Annotated in this window: 21 protein-coding genes; 7 read left to right on the top strand and 14 right to left on the bottom strand. The window is 62.9% G+C overall.

Annotated features, from left to right (window positions below; genetic code table 11):
* Positions 1-2: 2 nt before the first annotated feature.
* On the bottom strand, positions 3-275 hold the full coding sequence (locus tag DM826_RS05005) for a DUF2061 domain-containing protein (protein WP_394338540.1): 273 nt from the start codon (positions 273-275) through the stop codon (positions 3-5).
* 123 nt (positions 276-398) lie between these two features.
* Positions 399-1,130, bottom strand: a complete 732-nt coding sequence (psmB, locus tag DM826_RS05000) for an archaeal proteasome endopeptidase complex subunit beta (protein ID WP_120102129.1) — start codon at positions 1,128-1,130, stop codon at positions 399-401.
* Positions 1,131-1,226: 96 nt separating this feature from the next.
* Between psmB and DM826_RS04995 the strand changes: the two genes are divergently transcribed.
* A complete protein-coding gene (locus DM826_RS04995; RefSeq protein WP_120102126.1) occupies positions 1,227-1,709 on the top strand; it encodes a cupin domain-containing protein in 483 nt (160 codons plus the stop codon).
* 50 nt (positions 1,710-1,759) lie between these two features.
* Here DM826_RS04995 and DM826_RS12990 read toward each other — a convergent pair whose 3' ends face one another.
* The gene (locus tag DM826_RS12990) at positions 1,760-1,924 is read right to left on the bottom strand and encodes a hypothetical protein (protein WP_165853252.1); all 165 of its coding nucleotides are present in this window, start codon (positions 1,922-1,924) and stop codon (positions 1,760-1,762) included.
* Between the two features lie 306 nt (positions 1,925-2,230).
* Here DM826_RS12990 and DM826_RS04990 point away from each other — a divergent pair, with 306 nt between their 5' ends.
* On the top strand, positions 2,231-2,599 hold the full coding sequence (locus tag DM826_RS04990) for a DUF555 domain-containing protein (RefSeq protein ID WP_120102124.1): 369 nt from the start codon (positions 2,231-2,233) through the stop codon (positions 2,597-2,599).
* Between the two features lie 59 nt (positions 2,600-2,658).
* The gene (locus tag DM826_RS04985) at positions 2,659-3,198 is read left to right on the top strand and encodes a CBS domain-containing protein (RefSeq protein WP_120102122.1); all 540 of its coding nucleotides are present in this window, start codon (positions 2,659-2,661) and stop codon (positions 3,196-3,198) included.
* A 10-nt stretch (positions 3,199-3,208) separates the two neighbouring features.
* Here the strand turns inward: DM826_RS04985 and DM826_RS04980 are convergent, their stop codons facing one another.
* From DM826_RS04980 to DM826_RS04950, 7 genes are all read right to left on the bottom strand, one after another.
* On the bottom strand, positions 3,209-4,255 hold the full coding sequence (locus DM826_RS04980) for a DUF4013 domain-containing protein (RefSeq protein ID WP_120102120.1): 1,047 nt from the start codon (positions 4,253-4,255) through the stop codon (positions 3,209-3,211).
* Positions 4,256-4,324: 69 nt separating this feature from the next.
* Positions 4,325-6,460 (bottom strand): ribosome rescue protein RqcH, encoded by a 2,136-nt coding sequence (gene rqcH / locus DM826_RS04975; protein WP_120102118.1) that lies wholly within the window; start codon positions 6,458-6,460, stop codon positions 4,325-4,327.
* 87 nt (positions 6,461-6,547) lie between these two features.
* Positions 6,548-6,817 (bottom strand): hypothetical protein, encoded by a 270-nt coding sequence (locus tag DM826_RS04970; protein ID WP_120102116.1) that lies wholly within the window; start codon positions 6,815-6,817, stop codon positions 6,548-6,550.
* Between the two features lie 142 nt (positions 6,818-6,959).
* The gene (locus DM826_RS04965; RefSeq protein ID WP_120102114.1) at positions 6,960-7,550 is read right to left on the bottom strand and encodes an archaellin/type IV pilin N-terminal domain-containing protein; all 591 of its coding nucleotides are present in this window, start codon (positions 7,548-7,550) and stop codon (positions 6,960-6,962) included.
* Positions 7,551-7,719: 169 nt separating this feature from the next.
* Positions 7,720-10,047 (bottom strand): OB-fold nucleic acid binding domain-containing protein, encoded by a 2,328-nt coding sequence (locus tag DM826_RS04960; protein WP_120102112.1) that lies wholly within the window; start codon positions 10,045-10,047, stop codon positions 7,720-7,722.
* Between the two features lie 54 nt (positions 10,048-10,101).
* Positions 10,102-10,707, bottom strand: a complete 606-nt coding sequence (locus DM826_RS04955; protein ID WP_120102110.1) for a YIP1 family protein — start codon at positions 10,705-10,707, stop codon at positions 10,102-10,104.
* 61 nt (positions 10,708-10,768) lie between these two features.
* The gene (locus DM826_RS04950) at positions 10,769-11,992 is read right to left on the bottom strand and encodes an HD domain-containing protein (protein WP_120102108.1); all 1,224 of its coding nucleotides are present in this window, start codon (positions 11,990-11,992) and stop codon (positions 10,769-10,771) included.
* Between the two features lie 143 nt (positions 11,993-12,135).
* On the opposite strand from DM826_RS04950, the gene DM826_RS04945 reads away from it, so the two are divergent.
* The gene (locus DM826_RS04945) at positions 12,136-12,645 is read left to right on the top strand and encodes a phosphate-starvation-inducible PsiE family protein (RefSeq protein WP_120102104.1); all 510 of its coding nucleotides are present in this window, start codon (positions 12,136-12,138) and stop codon (positions 12,643-12,645) included.
* A 36-nt stretch (positions 12,646-12,681) separates the two neighbouring features.
* Positions 12,682-13,014, top strand: coding sequence for a hypothetical protein (locus DM826_RS04940; RefSeq protein ID WP_120102101.1), 333 nt, complete (start codon positions 12,682-12,684; stop codon positions 13,012-13,014).
* Between the two features lie 31 nt (positions 13,015-13,045).
* Here DM826_RS04940 and DM826_RS04935 read toward each other — a convergent pair whose 3' ends face one another.
* From DM826_RS04935 to DM826_RS04920, 4 genes are all read right to left on the bottom strand, one after another.
* Positions 13,046-14,866, bottom strand: coding sequence for an acetyl-CoA carboxylase biotin carboxylase subunit (locus DM826_RS04935; protein ID WP_120102099.1), 1,821 nt, complete (start codon positions 14,864-14,866; stop codon positions 13,046-13,048).
* 162 nt (positions 14,867-15,028) lie between these two features.
* Entirely contained in the window at positions 15,029-15,928 is a 900-nt protein-coding gene (locus DM826_RS04930) for a methyl-accepting chemotaxis protein (RefSeq protein WP_120102097.1), read from the bottom strand.
* Positions 15,929-16,021: 93 nt separating this feature from the next.
* Positions 16,022-16,303, bottom strand: coding sequence for an acc operon protein (locus tag DM826_RS04925; protein WP_120102095.1), 282 nt, complete (start codon positions 16,301-16,303; stop codon positions 16,022-16,024).
* Positions 16,303-17,847, bottom strand: coding sequence for an acyl-CoA carboxylase subunit beta (locus DM826_RS04920; RefSeq protein ID WP_120102459.1), 1,545 nt, complete (start codon positions 17,845-17,847; stop codon positions 16,303-16,305). Before DM826_RS04920 ends, DM826_RS04925 begins: the two co-directional genes overlap by 1 nt.
* Before the next feature lie 120 nt (positions 17,848-17,967).
* Between DM826_RS04920 and DM826_RS04915 the strand changes: the two genes are divergently transcribed.
* Positions 17,968-19,296, top strand: coding sequence for a sodium-dependent transporter (locus DM826_RS04915; RefSeq protein WP_120102093.1), 1,329 nt, complete (start codon positions 17,968-17,970; stop codon positions 19,294-19,296).
* A 282-nt stretch (positions 19,297-19,578) separates the two neighbouring features.
* Positions 19,579-20,486 (top strand): NAD(P)H-hydrate epimerase (locus DM826_RS04910; RefSeq protein ID WP_120102458.1); only part of this gene is annotated, 908 nt, incomplete at its 3' end.

Here is a 20,486-nt window from a genome sequence, read left to right as displayed (position 1 = left end):
TCTCACTCACTGGTTTCGTGGTGAACTCCCCACGAGATCCGATCCCAGAGCCGTTCATAGCCGTAGTATGTCCCCGTTTTCACGACGTTGGCAACGAGGCCAATGCTGAGGGCTTGCCCGGTGTCGCCGGTGAACCAGAAGGCGACGGTGACAGTGATCACGATCATCAACGCACGGTAGCCAAGCGTCTTGGCGAGTGCCCGTGACATCTGCTGGTGGGGAGCCCGCGTGAAGACGCCTGCCCCAGCCTCCCGCAATCGGTCGAAGACAGCCATTGCTGAAGGCTGGCGACTGCGATTACTAAAACACACGGTTGCGTTGCTCGCGGATGCAACCGAAACTGATATCACTGAGTCGTGCGGAAAACCCAACTGTAGGATCAGGATTGAGAGCGTCGCTTACAACAACTGGTCGATGTCTTTGTACTTGCTGACATCGACGCCGTCCTCGGTGACGACGGCAACGTTGATCCCGTTGCCGGAGGCCAGATCGCGCTCGACCGCGCTCTTGATCGCGCGGGCGGCGACTTCTTCGGCCTCGTCCAAGGAGAGGTCATCCTCGTAGTGCTGTTCGAGCACACCGAGGGCGAACTGGCTGCCGGAGCCAGTGACCGTGTATTCTTCTTCGGTTGTCCCACCGAGCGCGTCGATGGAGTAGATGTGGCTGCCCTCGTCGTCGACGCCGCCGAGGATCGGACTCACGATGAGGAACGCCCCCGAGCGGAGGAAGTTCCCGGTCAGCGTCGAGAGTGCCTGCATGCTCATGTCCTCACCGCGGCGCGCCTCATAGAGTCGCACCTCGGCCTGCAGCGAGCTGATCAGGTTCTGGGCCGCTGAGACCGAGCCCGCGATCGTGAGCGCGCCCGTCGGGTGGATCTCCTCGACCTTCTGGACATCCTTGCTGGAGACCATGTTGCCCAGGCTCGCACGCATGTCTGTGGCGAGCACGACGCCTTCGTCAGTTTTGAGGCCGACCGTCGTCGTCCCTGTTTTCATCCCGGCGTCGTCAGCGTCGCCCGCATGCTGGTTGCCCTCACCGCTGAACTCGCCGAGTTCCGGGCCGAAGACGTTGCTGTTGTCACCATCAAGCTGACCCAACTCATCAGCAAAACCGCTTGTCGGAGTTCGCATTACTACCTATTCGGTCGGCGAGCGGATAAATGCAACCATTCGGCAACCCTCGCCGCAACCCAGCGAGCCCATGGCACCGCCGGCACAACGCAGCCTATGCGACGCGTCAACGCCGACGACATGGAGTGGTCGACGACTGAAAACGGCGAGACCAACTTCAAGCGCAAACACCTCGGCGAGGCCGCCGGCGGCGACCAACTCGGCTGTAGCCTCTATGAACTGCCGGCCGGCAGCCGGTCGTGGCCCTACCACTATCACACGGCCAACGAGGAGGCCATCTTCGTGCTGTCGGGCGGGGGAACGGTGCGGTGTGACGGTGAGAAAACCGCCATCAGCGAGGGCGACTATCTCACTTTCCCAGCCAACGCCGAGGGCGGCCATCGCGTCATCAACGACACCGACGAGCCGCTCCGGTATCTGGCGGTCTCAACGATGACCGAGCCGGACGTGACTGTCTATCCCGATTCGGAGAAATTCGGCGTTTACGTGGGCTCTCCACCCGGTGGCCGCGAAGAACGCGACCTCGAAGGGTATTTCGAGCAGGACGCTGCCGTCAACTACTGGCAGGATGAACGCTAACGGCTGCGGCCGAATAAATTAGATCGACTTGTAATTAGATCGACTTGTAATTAGATCGACTTGTAGGTGGCTTCCAGACGGTCGAGAAGTGAGGCAACCGGCGGCTGGACGCCAAGGCGACGGGTCGCCAACGCGACCGGCAGCAGGACGATCCCGAGCAGCACCGTGAGCTGATACAGCGCGAACGCAGTGAACCGCGAAACCGTTTCGATCATGTCCGTACTCACCCCTGGCCAGTAGCGGTATATAAGTGTTTGGAGGCGAGATCTGCGTCAACATCAACGCTGTCGTGCGGTTTTGGGTTGTCGCCGCGAACAGAGCCGCGTGACCGTCGAACGGCCGCTCATCCGACGTAAACCGTGTGACAAACCGGCCTGATTGTCGTAACTTATGGGAAACCAACAGGGCTCTTGCGCCTATCCAAACCAGTGTGTGAGCCTCGATATAGCCGACCAGTAGACCCCGCTCTCCTAGCAGGAACGAATCACAAGACACGAAACCCTCCGGCCCAAGGAACGTATATGAGCAACTATCTCGTCGCCATGGAAGCGGCTTGGTTGGTTCGTGATGTTGAGGATGTCGACGACGCCATCGGCGTCGCCGTGAGCTCCGCCGGCAAGCGGCTCAACGAGGCCGACAAGGAGTACGTCGACGTCGAGGTCGGCGTCACCGGCTGTCCGGCCTGCGGCGAGCCCTTCGACTCGGCGTTTATCGCCGCCGACACCGCGCTGGTCGGCCTGCTGCTTGAGATCGATGTGTTCAACGCCGACAGCGTCGAACACGCCTCCCGGATCGCCAAAAGCGAGGTCGGCGGCGCGCTGCGGGACGTGCCGCTGACGGTTATCGACGTGATCGACGAGGACGAGGACAACCCAGAGGCTACGGAATAACTGTCGCCACCCGGCGTTGCCGACGAAAGCTTTTCAATAACTTGGGGTAATAGGCCTGTATGGATCTGCCGACGCCACAGGATCTCAAGGAACGCCGCACCGCCTTGGAACTTACCCAGAGTGCACTCGCCGAGGCCGCCGGCGTCTCACAGCCGCTGATCGCCCGCATCGAGGGCGGCGATGTCGACCCACGGCTCTCGACGCTTCGCCGGATCGTCAACGCCTTAGACGAGGCCGAAGGCGAGGTCGTTCGCGCTGCTGATCTGATGAACGAGACCGTTATCAGCGTTGCCCCTGACGACGCCGTCGGCGACGCCGTCGAGACGATGGAGTCGGAAGCCTACTCCCAACTCCCGGTGTTGCAGAACGGCGTCCCGGTCGGCTCGATCAGCCAACACGACGTGATCCAAGCCGGCGAGGACGTCAGCGACTACCCGGTCAGCGAGGTCATGAGCGAATCGTTCCCGACGGTCAGCGAGGACGCCACCGTCGACGAGATCCGGAATCTCTTGGAACACTACAAGGCCGTGATGGTCACCCAGGGTGGCGCGACCGTCGGCATCATCACCGAAGCCGATATCGCCGCTCAGTTTTCCTGAGCCGCGGCGACTACTCCCGCTCAGCAACGTCCCAGTCGAAATCCCCGGGCTCGTCGTCGCCCACGGCCGTCGTCGGTGTCGTCGACTCCGGCATCCCGAACTCGATCGACTGGTCGGCACCGCCGTCGGTGTGCTGGGCGACACCGCCCGTGCCGGCGTCAACCTCACGCCCGACCTGTACCGACGGCGGCGCCTCGGTCGGACGATCCGGGAGCCCGGTATCGACGACCGTGGGTGAATCCGGCAACGCATCAGCAACGAATCCGATGCCAGTGTCGGGTCGCAACGCGTCGGCAGCCCCCCGTCCTGTCGCCCACGCTGCCGACATCCGCAACGAAAACAACAGCACCACCGTGACAAGCAGGGTGAGCAGGCCACCGATGGCAGCCAACGCGATATCGTACAGTCCAGCGAGCACCGAGATCACGACCAACGGCGTCACCAACAGCGGGCCGACGGTCAACAATCCCATTGCGATCAGCCAGCCGGCGAGATAGGATCCCGACAGCGAAACGCCGACCACGCGGCGGGGGTTGACGGCCGCCCACAGCGACCCGGTCGCCGCCAAGACAGCCCGCGCGGCTGGGCGAAGATACAGATAGACGAGCCCATAGATGAGAAGCCCGAACCCACCGATCAGCATTGCGACCGCCGCAAGCACCTGCGGAATCCCCTCGAAGCCGGGTGGGTCAATGATCGTGGCTGCGGCCGCTCCCCCAGCAAGGCCGACACACACCGCCGCCGGGAGCGCGTAGATCACCGAGACAAACGTTGATTGTGTCCCAGTACGGAGCAGCGACCCCCACCGGACAAAGGAAGGCGCGTCGGAACGCTCGCTGATCCCGGCGGCGACAACACGAACCAGATACCCCCGCACCACCAGACTCAACAGGAAGATGAGCGGCGTCACCGCGGCACCGATCAGGGGATCGACCGCCAGCAACGCGAACCAGCCGGCGGCGGCAACAACGGTGAGTCCTGTCAGCACCGCCCCGACAAGCAGCGTCCCTGTTGCGTCGACAGCGCGGTAGGGGACGCGGAGGGCCTCGTTGAGCATCACCTCAGCCCAGACGCTCCGGGCAGTTATACCTGCGCGTCGCGGCGACGACAACCCCGGCGGGATCGATCAGTCGACGATTTCGCTACCGCCTGCAGGCAGGTGTTCCTGAATCAGATCCGGGCTGGCAACCGAGCGGACGAAGCTTTCGTCGGCGAAGCGACCCTTGAGCGAGCGATAACAGCGTTTCGCCATATCGTTTTGGGCGTATTTGCCGGGTTGCAGTTCAAGGTGTGTCGCGGCGTTGTCGGCGACAGCGGCGGTCGGCCCACCGACGACGCGCGTTTGTGGCTCACACTGAATCCCAACCGCGAGGTCGACGGCAAGATCGGTAAAGTAGGTGCGGTCGCCCCGGATCACGAAGCTTCCCTTCTCGATATACTCGCCGCTCTCCGGCGTTTTCGAGACCTGGTCAGGCTCAACCATGTACACGTCGCCGGCGTGTTGACCAGCCTTCCAGACCGACGAGTGCGACACAGCGAACTGTGCGGCCTGTCGGAGGGTTGTCTCGGGGAAATCGACCGATTTGGCGGGTTCGCTCGGGCCGGTTGCCTTCAGGATGGTCACCGGGCCGCCGTGGGCTTGGGCGTGGAAGAAGCGGTCGCCGCTGCTCATATATTTTTTCACGAGAGCCTCGTTTTGATCCGCATTGCGGCCGCCGATAACGAGGAAGTCGTCGGTCGTGTGGAACCAGCGGAACCGTTCGTACCAGCCCTCATCGCGTTTGATCGGGATCGACGACCGCGCGAGCCAGTCAGTCTCGGCGAACTCATCGGTATCGGCATCGCTGTCGTCACCCTCGTTATCGTCATCGTCGCTGTCTGCGTCGTCTGCTTCCCACGCATCGCGGCGCGCTTTAATCGCCGCAAGTTCCTCGCGGGTGTTTTCGATCGCGGCTTTCGCGCCCTCCTTTTTGTCCTCGATACGTTTGGCTTCCTGATACAGGTGGTCGGCGTTCTTTTCGACGCCAACAGTCGCGTCTAAGGTCGTCTGTGTCTCACCAAGATCGACCGTGACCGTTCCTTCGGAGCCATCGACCTCAACGACGGCCTCAGCAGCCGGCAGGCCGGAGTCGGCGGCCTCCTGGAGGGTGGTATCGATCTCGTCCCACGGGACGCCATCCTCGCGGGCATCCTGGATCGTTGTGAGGATCTCATCAACGCGGTCGTACTGCTCGTAGAGGGCTTCGGCTTTGGCGCGTTCGGCGGCGGCCTGCTGCTCGAACCCCTCGATAGCACCCTCCTGTTGGTCGATGATGCGCTGTTGTTTGGCGATCTCGGCCTCGAAATCCGGTTTGCCATCGTGTGGCTCGGAGCTGTCGGTGTCGTCATCGGAGCGATCAAACCGGTGAAAGTAGTCGTCGACGGCGGTGGTGAAATCGTCGTAGTGGGCTTCGTCAAGCCCCTCAGCTTCGCGTTCGGCCAACGGGAACGGTGTCACGTCGACAACGCGGTCGTCATCGAGGTAGATTCGTGGCTCGAAATCGCCAGTATCGACACGGGTGGCCAGCTCGTTGAGGGCGTCGTAGAGAGCTTGGTAGTCATCTTCGTCGGCTTCGTCGATTGTGGTCTCTTTCGGGACGCCAGCCCGCGTACAGACCTCCTCAGCGTAGAGGCCGCCGAGGTTGAGTTGGGTAGCGATGGTGCGCACCACGTCGCTGGTGGAGTCCTCCATCTCTCGGACGAAGGTATCGTAGCCGATCGAAAGCGGATCGATCCGGGAGTCGGGGTACTCATACTGGCTGCCGGGAGCGATCGTGCGAGATTTCAGCCGGACGGTCTGGAGGCTCTGGATGACCTCGCCGGTTTCATCGAGGGCGGCGATGTTGCCTTCGCCGAACAGCTCAACGACAAGGGTCGTATTGGCGTCGGGGCGTTCGAACTCGAAGACAAGAATCCGATCGAACTCATACTGGGTGACGCCAGCGAAATCCGCGCCGCCGAGGCGGTTGCGCAGCATCTTCGCGAAGTTTGGCGGCCGGCCGGGGGCGTCAGCAACGTGCTCGGGGTCGGCCATGTGCGCGCGTTTGACCTCGCCGACCTCAAGCAGCAACTCGACGCGACCGCGGTCGAAATCCCGGCATTTGAGCCGGAGCAGATCATCGCCGTAGAGATACGCCTTGTCGACCTTCGCGCCCTCGTAGCGGCCCATCTCGGTGACGAGGGCGGCGAGATCAATGCTAGAGAGCTCCCGCTTGGCGTTCATACCGACCTCTCACGACGACGGGAAAAAGGGGTGTCGTTCCGGTATGCGTCGCCAGGGGTGGGGTGGACGTCAACTGCGTCGACGAGCTCAGGCGACAAGCGATGCGTCAACGACCGCACAGTCGGTGTCAACAGCGGTTACCCGCCATCCGTTGCCACGGCAGGCGGCCTCGGTGAGGGTGACCGAAACAGTGTCGCCGACCGTCAGTGCGGCGAGCTCGTCGGCAAGCCCTGGTGACGCGCAGTCGACGATCTGATACGTGCGATCGTCCTCAGACCGGAGTGTCATCGCGCTGTGCCGGTTTAATTCGGTCACGACGGTTCCCCGAACCTGCTGTGTGGTCTGAGAAACATTCATGATAATATATTATAGTCAGAGCGCAAAAAGATACCGCTGGTGTGAGACTGTACCTCACCATGGAAATCAAGAGGTGTACCGACAGAAATCGTAGTCTACGCGAAGCTAGACAGCAACAACGACCAATACCACCGCGAGCCGGTTACCTGAGAACGTAGGAGCTGCCGTCTTCAAGCTGTCCAGGTGCCTGCTTTTCGGTGACAGTTCGACCGCCGGCGGGGGCTTCGACACTGATCGAAACACGGTCGTCAGCAGCAAGCGTGTTCACGCCAGAAATATTTGTAAGATCAAACTTCGCAATAATAACCTGACTTTGGTCAGTCAGTGTCGTCTCGCCGTCGGCCAATCCCTGTGACTGATTGTAACTGACCCCAGTGGTGCTTTCATTGCCAGAAACAACCGTCGCAGCGTTTGTGTCCCCCATCGTGGCAATTGTGTACGAGGTTTCATTCATCTCAACAGAATCAGCACCCGAGGCAAGGCGGATCTTCGCTTCGATGGTTTCGATCTCTGTCGTCCCACCGCTCGCATTGGCGGTGCCGATAATATCTGTAATCCGGAGTACGTCACTGACCTGTGAGGTCGTTTCCTCGCCGGTCTGGGAGGCTTGAGACTGCAGTTGTCCAGCGGTCGTAATCAGCACACCGGAGGCGATCGCGGCAACGAGCACCATAGCTATGAAAACGATAAGGGTTCCTATCCCGACCTGACCGCGCTCGTTGGTGCTGAACATGGTGGTTGAGGGGTGCGATCACCGCAGCCGATACGACACCGGTACCTTATCTACAACTATGGATATGACGGTATAAAACGTTTCATGTACTTACCAGCGGCACGATACGTTTGCGACACTGTGACACACCGCTGTTGAACCCGGTGTCGCAAACGCCGAGACGCGACAGCTACTCGAAACGATCGACAGCCGCGTCGATAACGGCCTCACGGGCAGCCTCGCGTCGGCCCGAGAGGAACTCAATGCGGCCCTCGCGGATGCCGCGAGCGGTGACGTCGGCTTCAGGCGCGGCCTCGGCGGCCGCCTCAGCGATCGCACGAACATCGAGAGACTGGCTGCTCCGAAGATACAGTTCATCCATCCCAACGCCGATGGTGAGGAACGCACCCTCGTCGCGTTCGACGTAATGCAGCTCATCAAGCAGCAGCGTCGTCGGTGGGAAATCAAAGCGGTGGGTGAACTGGTCGGTATCGAGTACCGCAACACCAACATCATCGTGCTCTCGGCGGTCGAGGTTGGCTTGAGCGGTTGCAAGCTCATCGTCGAGTTTCTGTCGGAACTGCTCAGCGATGTGGCCCGCAAGCCCGCCAGCATCGTCGAACAGGAGATCCGTAATCAACTCACGTTTGTCCTGGTAGGACTGGTAGTAGGCCTCAAGCGCGATGGCTTCCCGAAGGTGTCGCACCTGTTCGGCATCGTAGCCAGCCTGTTCGGCGGCCTCGGTGTACGCTGCGGGCGTGTTCTCCCAGTAGCTGACCGCGGGGAGGTGCTGCATCTCCTCGCTTACCTCGGGGTTGAGCGCGGCCGCAAGCGTCGCCGTCAGCGCGCCGATCGAGAGGTCGGCGGCGTCGCCGGTGACAACCTGCTCGACCACGTCGCTGATCTCGGGGTCGGCGGCGATGGCGTCAAGAACGATCCGTTCGGCACCGTACACACCGAGCAGCCCAAGCCCGTCGACGGAGTCAGCCGTCGAGCCCGCGCCGACGAAGCAGAACAGGGGTAGCTTCTCGTCGTGTCGATCCCGATCCTGCAGCATCTGGGTGGCGTCGTTAGTCGCATCGTCCATGTCGTAGACCGCGTTCTCCAGCGGGCGGCGGACGATGTAGTGGTACTCGGCGTCCGAGCGGGCGTGTTCCTCACGAACGAGGGGCAACACAGCGCGCTCGATGGCCGCCCCGGCAACGTAGCCTGCGGCGGTCGCGGGGTGGCGGATGACGACCGGCCGCGATTCCAAGATCGCTCGCCGGATCGCCTCGGCGACATCCAGCAGCGACTCGGCCATCTCGGCGACAGTGTTGTGATCGCCGATCGGATCGAGCTCATCGGGTCGGGCGCGATCGGTCAGCGCGTCGGCCAGCCGATCGGTTACAGCATCGCGGGCCGACCCCTCTAACGCAACGAGTGCTTCGGTTTCAACCTGGAGTTCACCACGCCGTTGTTCCACCTCGCCGTCGAGACGGACGACATCGCCGACCTCAATGTCGGGATAGGCGCGAACGCCAGCCTCAACGAAGGCCGCACAGTCGACGACACCGGTCTCATCGCGGAGTTCGAAGATGGTTGGGCCGCCGGTCTGGCGGACGCTGACGATCTCGCCGTCGAGGCGAACCGCCTCGCCGACCTGATCGGTGAGGGCTGCGACCGTTGTGTCGCTGTCAGCGTCGGCATCGTCAGCGCTCACGGTGTCGGGAGCGGGGTCAGCATCGTCTGCGTCCACGGTTTCGGCGTCGGCGTCGTCAGACTCGGCGACAGCGACGGCCGCCGTGCCGTTCGTGTCGGCGTCAGTATCGGTGACAGCTTCGGCGTCGACAGCAGCGTCTGCGGTGCCACCAGCCGTGTCGGCAACGGATTCGGATGCGACATCGTCGCCGGTTGATTCAGTGACGGCTGCCGCATCGCCATCGGTCTCGGCCGGTGTCGGATCGGCCGTCGCGTCGGTCGGCGATGGGTCGTTCTCCGTCGGTGATGACTCGTCGGCGTCGGTGTCAATCGCGGTGTCGTCGGTGTCGATAGCGGTGTCGTCGGTATCGGCTGAGTCACTGGCGGACTCAGCCGGTGTCGACTCCGGGTCGGGGGTCTCCTCGTCGGCGTCAGCGTCGGCATCGTCGTCCTCGTCGCTCGGAAGCGTCTCGCCGTCGCCATCGAGGATGATCTTCCCGCGGAACTCGCGTTCGGACTGGCGGATCGATTTGGCGAGGTCGATGTTGCCGTTGTCCCGGACGTTGGTCACCTTGACACAGACGGTGTCGCCGGGCTCCCAATCAAGGCTATCGAGTCGCCGATCAAGTTCGCTCCGGTGCAGGAGGCCGGTCACGCCGGGAGCGATATCGACGAAGACACCGAAATCGGCGTAGCCGTCGACCGTTCCCTCATAGAAACGGCTTGGAACGAGTTGAGCGGCGTTGTTGCCACGGAACTCGAAAAGGACGTCTTCTTGATGACTCGCACAAACGTGGCCGCCGTCGACGGGCGTGCCACAGATGATACAGGTACCCATTTGTTCCCGAACTAGGGTGCCTCCCTTTAACGGTTGTCGAAACGCGGCTGTCAGCTATCCCACGAGTGACGCCAACAGCCAGAACCCACGGAAGCCAACCCCGAAAACGAGGGCAGCCGGGATCCCGCCCGCTATAATCGCCCGCAGGAGCGACGTTTCGTGAACGGTTGCGAGCCCAAAGAGCAACAATCCGGCCCCATACAGCGTGCAGGTCGCCGCCACCGCCGGCACCGGAATCCATGCCAGCGCACAGGGTGCGGTCGCGTAGGCGACCACCTGTACCGTCTCGCTGACGCCGGCACGATCATCGACTGTCAGCATCAACAACACCGTCTGGATCGCCGCGATCAGATGCAGTCCGGCGGGCGCAGCGACGACAGCGGTCACGAGCAGAACTAACAACATCGTCACCGCGGTACTCCCGCCGAGAATCGGTACAACCGACGTGCCGAGGATGAGTTCGGGTTGGACGGCTAACAGCCCAGCAACATAGACAACGGCGACGACGACCGCGAAGGCAAGGCCAGGGGCCTGATCACCGGGGGCGACACCGTTCGTGAAAAACTGCCGGGGGCTGCGGAGCACCGCAGCCCACGCACGAGCGATCCCGACCGGTCCGCGACCCCGACCGTCGGTCGGCGTCTCAACCCATGTAGTCACACCCGACTGTAGGGGCTGGAGCCGGTATGATTGTTACTAGTCGGCGTCGTCGTCGACCCCGTTACTCGAACTCGTCCAGCGTTGCGTGGATTCCCTGCCGGGATTCAGTCACGAGCCCGCCGGGGATATCGAGGCCAAGTTCCGCAGCGGCGAGCCGACCGACACGCTCGGCGGCCGACGGCGTCGTGTAGACGCCGAGTCGCCACTGGCCGCGCTGGGCGGTTCGGAGCGCATTCACCAGCGGCGACTGTGCGCCGAGGTTCCGGATCTCGCCGTTGACGACGACACGCGTCGAGGACTCCCGCATCGAGGGCTCGTCGGGAATCTCGATGATCACGTTCGTCTCGGGCACGTCGGCCCGGTCGGCGATCGTCGCCTCCAACTCGCGGAGCTCGTCGTGGTCGAGATCGAGCAGATCGTCAGGGACGTGTTGGAGTTCCGTCCAGATAGCGCGTTTGAACAGCCGGCGCTCGTCGTATCGCTCGGCGAAGGCCTCGGTCGCTTGCGTGGTACGAAGCGCGACCAGCAGGTCGTGGTCATCCATCCGCCGGAGCTCATGGGCGTCGATATCGGTTGTCGCCAACAGTCGCTCGCTGGCCCGACGCAACATCGCCTTGCTGATGCGGGCGACAGGATGCATGTAGACAGTCGGGTTCATCAGCGCGCGGGCGAGCAGCAGGCTCTCGGCGGTCTGGACGTTGCCCTCCGTGAGCACCAACTCATTGTCAACGAATGTGAGCTCCCGAAGGAGTCGCTCGGCGTCGATGGTGCCGTAGGGGACGCCGGTATGGTGGGCATCCCGGACGAGGTAGTCCATCCGGTCGACATCGAGTTCGCCGGAGACGAGTTGGCCAAACTGGCCGTCGCCAGCGACGAGACCGGCGATGTGGGTGGGATCGAGATCATGCTCACGGAGGATCTCGCCGACATCGCCCGACGCGAGGAGTTCCTCAACGTCGTCGTGGTATTTGCCGGTCTTGCGGTAGGTGAGTTCCTCGATATTGTGACTGAACGGGCCGTGGCCAACATCGTGCAGCAAGGCGGCCGCCCGGATGCGTTCGGCCTCTCGGCCCTCGATGCCGAGTTCGGCGAGCGCGCGGTCGGCAAGGTGGTAGACACCGAGGCTGTGTTCAAAGCGGGTGTGATTTGCGGAGGGGTAGACGAGTTGCACCGTCCCGAGTTGGCTGATGTGGCGGAGCCGCTGGACGGTCGGCGTATCGAGCAGGGCCTCGGCGACGCCGCTGATCTCGATGTGGTCGTGGACGCTGTCCTTGATTGTGGCCATAGGCGAGCTATTTGCGGCTCGGGTGAAAAATCGTTGCCAGCGCAACCGACGGCACCGGTCGTCGCATCTGGAGGGTCACATCGCTGGACTGGACAAGCCACGTTAGGGACGACACTAATGCCGCGTGACCACCATGGGACGGTATGGACGACGAGGAGACAGAGCCGGTCGGGGGCCCGCTCCCGCCGGCTGAGTCGCTCGACGAGCGAGTGTTGAGCACCAGCGAGCACCTCCTGCGCTACGTCGAGGTGATCGCCGCGGTGGTGCTTGTCATCCTATTTGCGATCGGCGTTTTCGATCTGGGCCTCCAGATATTCAACAGCGCGCTGGACGGCAGCATCACCGATCCACTCGTCGTCGTCGGCTTCATCGACACCGCTTTGCTGCTGTTCATCATCGTTGAGGTCTATCAGACAGTCGTCGCCTACACCCAAGAGAGCGAAACCCGACGGATCGTCCGGCTGGTGATCTACACGGGCGTGATCGCCATGGTGCGGAAAGCGATCATCTTCCGTACCGGCGAGTACGCCGACGAGGGCGCGGCCCTGATGGCTGCCGGCTCCTACACGCTGATTATTCTGGGGTTGGCGACACTGCTCATCGTCGAGCGGCGGACGCGACAACTCGATGCCACCGGGAGCCAGAGCGGGTAGCCACAACGTTATGCCGCTGCCACGCCTCCCCTCTGTATGGCAGATACCAAACAAGGACGAGACAAACAGGCCGACGACGAAGCCAAACGACAGCGCGAGCGCGACTTAGAGGAGGCCCGCAAGCGAGGCGATGAGGCCGAACCCGACGCCGAGGACGGCGACGCGCCGGCGACGTGTTACCGCCGTGACTGTGCCGAGCCCGCGGCGTTTGTCGTCCTCGAACGGTATCAGGAAGAGGGCGGCCACGGGGCTGTCGAGGCCCGAGTCGAACTGTGTGAAACTCACACCGCAGAAGAGAGTCCAGTTAATCTCGATGCCGTCTATGAGGACTACGTGTTCCGCGTCGAACCACTCCCCGACAGCGCGTAAGTAGTTCGTCGACGCCGACCGCAGCAGCGAGCTATTCTACGACGACCAGCACGTCGCCCATATCGACGCTGTCGCCCTCGTCAACCATGATCTCGGTGACGGTGCCGCCGCGTTCGGTCACCACGTCGTTTTCCATCTTCATTGCCTCCAGCACACAGACCACATCGCCGGCGGCGATCTCATCGCCTGCCGCCACGTCGACTGAGAGGATTGTCCCCTGCATCTCAGCGGTGACGGTGTCGCCGCCCTCGACGCTCACCGCCTCGTCCTCGTCGTCGCTGTCGGCTTGCGGCGGGCGATCCATCCCCCCGCTGTCGTCGACAGCGACCGAGCCAACGTCGATCGCCGGCGTGTCGGGTGCTTCCAGGTTGACATCGAAGCGTTTGCCGTTGACCTCGACGGTGTACTCGCGTTCGGTTGGCTCCTCGTCGCCGTCGCTGTCGTCGCCATCGGTGTCGTCGCTGTCGCCGACATTGCGTGGGCCCCACTGGGAGACCGCTTCTTCGATGCGGCTGTGATCCAGTTCCTCATCGAGGTATTTTGTCGTATGCTCGCTGTTCGAAAAGGCCTCGTCGGTCAACATGAGGCGGTGGAAGGGGATGATCGTGTGGAACCCCTCGATCTCGAATTCGGCAAGGGCGCGCTCCGAGCGGGTGAGACACTCCTCGCGGTCGCTCGCTGAGACGATCAGCTTCGCGATCATCGAGTCATAATCGCCGCCGATTGCGTCGCCCTGCCGAACCGCGTCGTCGATGCGGACGCCGATGCCGCCGGCGGGGTCGTAGGTTTCCAGCGTGCCGGTCGCGGGCTCAAAGTCGGCGGCGGCGTTCTCGGCGTTGATCCGGAACTCCATGGCATGGCCGTCGAAGGTGATGTCGTCCTGCGTGAAATCGATCGCTTGGCCGGCGGCGACGCGGAGTTGCCATTTGACGATGTCGAGGCCGGTGATCTCTTCGGTGACGGTGTGTTCGACCTGAATCCGCGTGTTGACCTCCATGAAGTAGAACTCGCCGTCCTCAACGAGGAATTCGACGGTGCCGGCGTTGGTGTAGCCGGCGGCGTCGACGCCGCGTTTGGCGGCTTCACCGATCTCTTCGCGGAGGCCGTCGTCGAGAATCGAGGAGGGCGCTTCCTCGATGACCTTCTGGTGGCGACGCTGGAGTGAACAGTCGCGTTCGCCGAGATGGCGGACATTGCCGTGTTCGTCGGCGAGGATCTGGACTTCGATATGGTGGGGCGCTTCGAGATATTTCTCGACGTAGACGGAGCTGTTGTCGAAGTAAGCTTCGCCCTCTCGTTGGGCGGTTTCAAATTGGGCTTCGACCTCATCCTCGCTGTGGACAACCTTCAGCCCGCGACCGCCACCGCCGCCCTCCGCTTTGATCGCAACGGGATAGCCGTAGTCGTCGGCGACAGCGGTGATCTCCTCGACCGACGAGACCGGCTCCGTCGTCCCGGGAACGACCGGGACATCGGCTTCCTGCATGAGCGTGCGAGCGTTTGTCTTCTCGCCGAGGGCTTCCATCGCCGCCGGATCCGGGCCGATCCAAACAAAGCCGCTGTCGACGACGTTTTGGGCGAATTCGGCGTTTTCGGCCAGAAAGCCATAGCCGGGGTGGATCGCGTCAACGCCGGCTTTCGAGGCCGCCTCAAGCACAGCTTCCTGGTCGAGATAGGAGTCAGCGGCGCGGGCCGGGCCGATATTGTAGGCCTCGTCGGCGTAGCGAACGTGGCCGGCGTGTTTGTCGGCCTCGCTGTAGACAGCCACGGTTCGGACGCCCAACTCCTCGCAGGCACGCATCACCCGAACCGCGATCTCCCCGCGGTTGGCAACCAGCACCTTCCTGAACATTCTTACCGCCCCATTGACCGAAGGGTTACCTGATTCTATCGGTCGATCCCGACGCGATGTAGTTGGTGGAAAACAGGGTACCGGCGGGTGAAACTGCTGATCGAACGCAACACAGCGAATCTGTCGAACGAATCTGTCGACGTCGACGAAACCCCGGCGAGGTTACCGAAGTCGATCGAGCATGGCGATCTGCTCTTCGATCCGGTCGCTGATCGTCTCGGTCTCGCTGTCGATCTTGTCGGCGTTGCTGGCGGTCTCATCAACCATCGAGGCAACGGTGCTTGCACTTTGGGCCTGCTCGTCGGTCGCGGCGGCGATCTCGTCGACACCGGCCGACACTTCGCCGACAGCATCCGTGATCTCATCGAGACTGGATTTCGCCTCGTTGGCGCGGCTCATCCCGGTTTCGACCTCGTCGACGCTGGATTCCAGCGTGTCGACCGCGCCCGCGGCGTCCTCGGTGACTCGCTGGACGGTCGCATCGATATCTTCTGCTTGTTCGCGGGACTCCTGGGCAAGGGATTTGATCTCGTCGGCGACGACCGCAAAGCCTTCGCCCTCCTCGCCGACCCGGGCGGCCTCGATGGAGGCGTTGAGCGCCAGCAGGTTCGTCTGGTCGGCGATCTCGTCGATCACGTCGGCCAGTGCGGTAATCTCCTCGACGCCCTCGCGGATTGTCCGGATCTCATCAACGGCCTCCTCGGTCGCATCCTGTATCTCGGACATCGCCTCGACGACCTCCTGGGTCGCTGCCTCGCCCTCCTGGGCGCGGTCGTCGGCCTGTTCGGCAGCGGAGGCGACCTCCTCGGCGGAGGAGGCGATCTCCTGGACGGCCGCGCTGAGATCCGAGACCTCCGCGGAGACCTCCCGCATGTTGTTCGACTGTTTGTGGGCTCGGTTCGAGATCTCTTCGACGCCGTCGGCAACATCTTGGGAGGCGGTGTACACGTCGGCGATCGTGTCGTCGACATCACCGCTAACGGTTGCATCGCTGGCCCCGTTCGTGTCAGCACCGAACTCGAAGGCCCCCTCAGCATCGATGTCAGGCTGGTTCGCTGTCATTGCTGGACGAACGTAGGCTATCGTAATATAGCTCGGGGTAACGGTCTCGAAGCTGATAGAAGCGGCGTGGTGGCTATCCCAACAGCATCGGCGTCAGAACCGATCGGCGCGATCCGCGGCTGTCCAGCCATCCGACGGCGTCGACGACGGGGGCCGGTTGGCGGTGACACCCAACCCGGACAGCCGGCCGGCAAACTGCCATGACCGCTGGCTTGCGTCTTCACCATCGGCGTCGGCTGCGGCGGCAGCGGCCGCGGCGGCTTCCTGGGTTCGGATGTGGGCACTGATCGCGGCAACGATGGCGGCGGCTTCCTCGTCGCTGGCGGCGGCAAGCCCGTCGAGTGCGTCGGCGTCGATTTCAATTTCCGGCGACATCAGATCGGGAGATTCCCGTGTTTCTTCGACGGTTTCTCCTCGCGTTTCGAGAGCAACAGTTCCAGATCGTCGACCAGTCGCTGGCGGGTTTCAGCGGGTTCGATCACGTCGTCGATGAAGCCGCGGTCGGCGGCGGTGTAGGGATTCGCGAACTCCTCGCGGTATTCGTCGATCAGCTCTTGACGGCGGGCCTCGGTATCGTCGGCGTCGGCGAGTTCCTCCCGATAGAGGATGTTGACCGCGCCTTTCGGCCCCATGACGGCGATCTCGGCGGTCGGCCAAGCGTAGTTCACGTCGCCGCCGATATGTTTCGAGGCCATGACACAGTAGGCCCCGCCGTAGGCCTTCCGCGTGATGACGGTCAACAGCGGGACGGTCGCCTCGGCGTAGGCATACAGCAACTTCGCACCGTGGCGGATGATCCCACCGTGCTCTTGGTCGGTACCGGGCATGAAGCCGGGGACGTCCTCGAAGGTGACGATCGGGATGTTGAACGCATCACAGAACCGAACAAATCGTGCGCCCTTCTCGCTGGCTTCGATATCGAGCGTGCCGGCGTTGACCCGGGGTTGGTTGGCGACGACGCCGACCGAGCGGCCATCGAGGCGGGCGAAGCCGACGACGAGGTTTTTCGCAAAGTCCTCGTGTACCTCGAAAAACGAGCCCTCGTCGACGATCTCGTCGATGACCGCGGTCGAATCATAGGGTTTCTTCGGCGCGTCGGGGACGATCTCGCCGGCCGCCGTGGTGTCGCGGTCGGGATCGTCCCACGGATCGATCCGTGGTGGATCTTCGACGTTGTTCTGCGGTAGGTACGACAGCAGACGCGCGATGTTGTCGAGGGCTTCTTCCTCACTTGCCTCGGCGAAGTGGGCCGACCCGGAGGTCGAGGCATGGGTGACCGCGCCGCCGAGCTCCTCGAAGCTGACCTCCTCGCCGGTGACCGTCTCGACCACGTCGGGGCCGGTGATAAACATGTGACTCGTCTCTTTGACCATGAAAACGAAGTCCGTAATCGCCGGCGAGTAGACCGCGCCACCGGCACACGGCCCGAAGATGCCTGATATCTGGGGGATGACGCCGCTGGCGTCAACGTTGCGCTGGAAGATCTCGCCGAAGCCGCCGAGTGAGCCGACGCCTTCCTGGATTCTGGCTCCTGCGGAGTCGTTGAGCCCGACGACGGGCGCGCCGACCTCCATCGCCTTATCCATCACCTTACAGATCTTTTCGGCAAACACCTCACCGAGTGAGCCACCGAAAACGGTGAAATCGTGGGCGAAAACGAAGACGGTGCGACCGTTGACCTCGCCATAGCCGGTGACGACGCCGTCAGTGAGGAGCTGTTGTTCCTCCATCCCAAAGGTATGGTTTCGGTGGGTGCGGAACTGGTCGAACTCATGGAAGCTGCCGTCATCAAGGAAATAATCGATCCGCTCGCGGGCGGTCTTTTTGCCCTTGTCGTGCTGTTTGGCGATGCGGTCTTCACCGCCGCCTTGGCGGGCCTCCGCACGCTTGGCCCGCAGCTCATCGATGCGGTCGTCCATCGTCATCGGCGACCACCAGTCATTGCTATCTCCGACACCGACGGGCGCAAAAAGGGTTCCGCAACCAATTGTCGGCGGCAACAAACGGCCTTATTTGCCTGTTCGCAAAACAGGCACCTAATGGACGAACGCGCAACCTGGGCGACACGCATCGGCTTCATCCTCGCCGCGGCCGGCAGCGCGGTCGGGCTGGGCAACATCTGGCGATTCCCGTTCCTGACCGGTGAGTCGGGTGGGGCGGCGTTTCTCGTCGTCTACCTGCTGTTGGTCGTCGGGGTCGGCGTCCCGGTGTTGCTCGTCGAGTTTGTTATCGGTCGGCGATCGAATCGCAACCCGATCGGGGCCTTCGAACGACTCGGCCACCCCGGCTGGAAGGCTGCCGGCGCGGTCGGCGCGATCGCCGCGTTCATCATCTTCTCGTACTACAGCGTCGTCGGCGGCTGGGTGATCCAGTACGTCGTCGCCAGCTTCACCGGCGGCTACGGTGCTGACGCCGAGGCGTTCTTCCTGAGTACGGCATCCGGCACCAACGCCATCGCCTACCACGGGCTGTTCATGGCGACGGTCGCCGGCATCGTCGCGCTTGGGATTCGCAACGGACTCGAAAAGGCGGCCACGGTGATGGTGCCGACAGTCGTCGTCTTGCTCGTCGGGCTGGCCGGCTACGGAGCAACGCTCGACGGCGCGGGAGCCGCCTACAGTTACTATCTCGCACCGGATCTCAGTACGATCGTCGGCGACGCCGTCTCGATCCTCCCGGCGGCGGCCGGCCAGGCGTTCTACACGCTGTCGCTGGGGATGGGGATCATGATCACCTACGCCTCCTACATCGGCGAGGATCGCAATCTTCTGCAAGACGCGGGCGTCATCGTCGTCCTCGATACGGCGATCGCGCTGTTGGCTGGATTGGTCGTCTTTCCGTTCCTCTTCACCCAGGGGATCGAACCCGGCGAGGGTGGGGCTGGTTCGATCTTTATCAGCCTCGCGGGCGCGTTCCAACAGTTACCCGGCGGTGAGCTCCTCGGTGGCGTCTTCTTCCTCATGCTGTTGGTCGCCGCGTTGACCAGTGCGTTCAGCATCTTCGAGGTCGTCGTCTCCTATATCACCGACACATTCGATGTCAACCGCGTGCCGACAGCGCTCGGGATGGCGGCGGTACTGTTCGTCGTTGGGATCCCGACCGCCCTCGATCTGACCTATCTCGATGCCTACGACCTCTTTGCTAACAACATCCTCCTGATTCTGAGTGGACTCCTGTTGTCGATTTTCATCGGCTGGGTGTACGCCGGCGAGGCAGTCGAAGAACTTGGCAAGGGACGAGCCAGCGACGGCCGCATCGAAGCTATCTGGCTGACGACACTGCGATACGTTGTGCCGATCGTGCTTGCGATCACGCTCGCGCTGTCGGTGCGGGACTACATCGGGTTCTTGCAGGAATCGTTCCTCTGACGCTAACCAGTAATCCGGTTTTAGAGACGAACAGCCAAACAGGTGAGCAGACTGGCCGATCAACCGCTTACCTGGTGGACTGAAAGGGCGAGGCGCGCTCGGCGAACCCGGCCGACGTAAGCACTGCAGGAGTGAACGCAGTGAGCGACGAAGCGCGCAGCGAGGCCCGGGAGCCGAGCGGGTCGAGGCTTTCAATATCTATTCGTCGTACACAACACCGTATCTGAGCATAATCTAGTAACTGACCCCGACGATTAACTCCCTCGACTACCCAGCAAGCGTATGCTCACCGCCGACCGCATGGCAGCCGTCGACGCGAACGCGGCGGCCCTCGGTGTCCCACGCAAGCAGTTGATGGAGTCAAGCGGCAACGCCGTCGCCCGCGTCGTCCGAGAGTACGTTGATCCCGACGACCGCGTGATCCTCGTCTGTGGCCGCGGGAACAACGGGGGCGACGCCTTCGTCGCCGCCCGGTTCCTCAAAGACTACGATGTCGAAGTCGCCCTGCTCGGTCACCCCGATCGCATCGGCAGCGATATCGCCCGCGAAAACTGGGCCGCCCTCCAAGCCGCCGAGATCACGACAACAACGGTCACCGATTCGACCGCCATCGACGACCTCGATCTTGAAGCAGCCGACTGTATCGTCGACGCGATGCTCGGCACCGGCGTCACCGGCGCGCTCCGAGAGCCGGCGGCGACAGCGGCCAGCGCGATCACTGATGCCGCCACACCGGTCGTTGCCGTCGACGTCCCCTCCGGCGTCGATGCCGACACCGGGAAAGCCGCCGGCAATACGGTCGCGGCCGATCACGTCGTCACCTTCCACGACACAAAACCCGGTCTCGACACCCTCGATGCCGCTGTGACCGTCGCCGATATCGGGATTCCGGCGGCCGCCGAGCGGTTCGTCGGCCCCGGCGACCTCTTGGGCCGCGAACGAGCCGCCGGGAGCCACAAGGGCGACCACGGCGAACTACTCGTGATCGGTGGCGGTCCCTACACCGGCGCGCCAGCGCTGGCCGGCCAGGCTGCTCTCCGAGCGGGTGCCGACCTCGTCCATGTTGCCTGCCCCGAGTCGGTCGCCCCGCAGGTGCAGGGGTACAGCGAGAACCTGATCGTCCACCCCCTCGCTGGTGAGTTGGTAACACGAAGTGTTGTCGACGACCTGTTGACACGGGCTGCCGGGGG

Origin of the sequence: Halonotius aquaticus (assembly GCF_003605575.1) — an archaeon.
GTDB classification, from domain to species: Archaea; Halobacteriota; Halobacteria; order Halobacteriales; family Haloferacaceae; genus Halonotius; species Halonotius aquaticus.
This window is presented reverse-complemented; position numbering and strand designations above follow the sequence as displayed.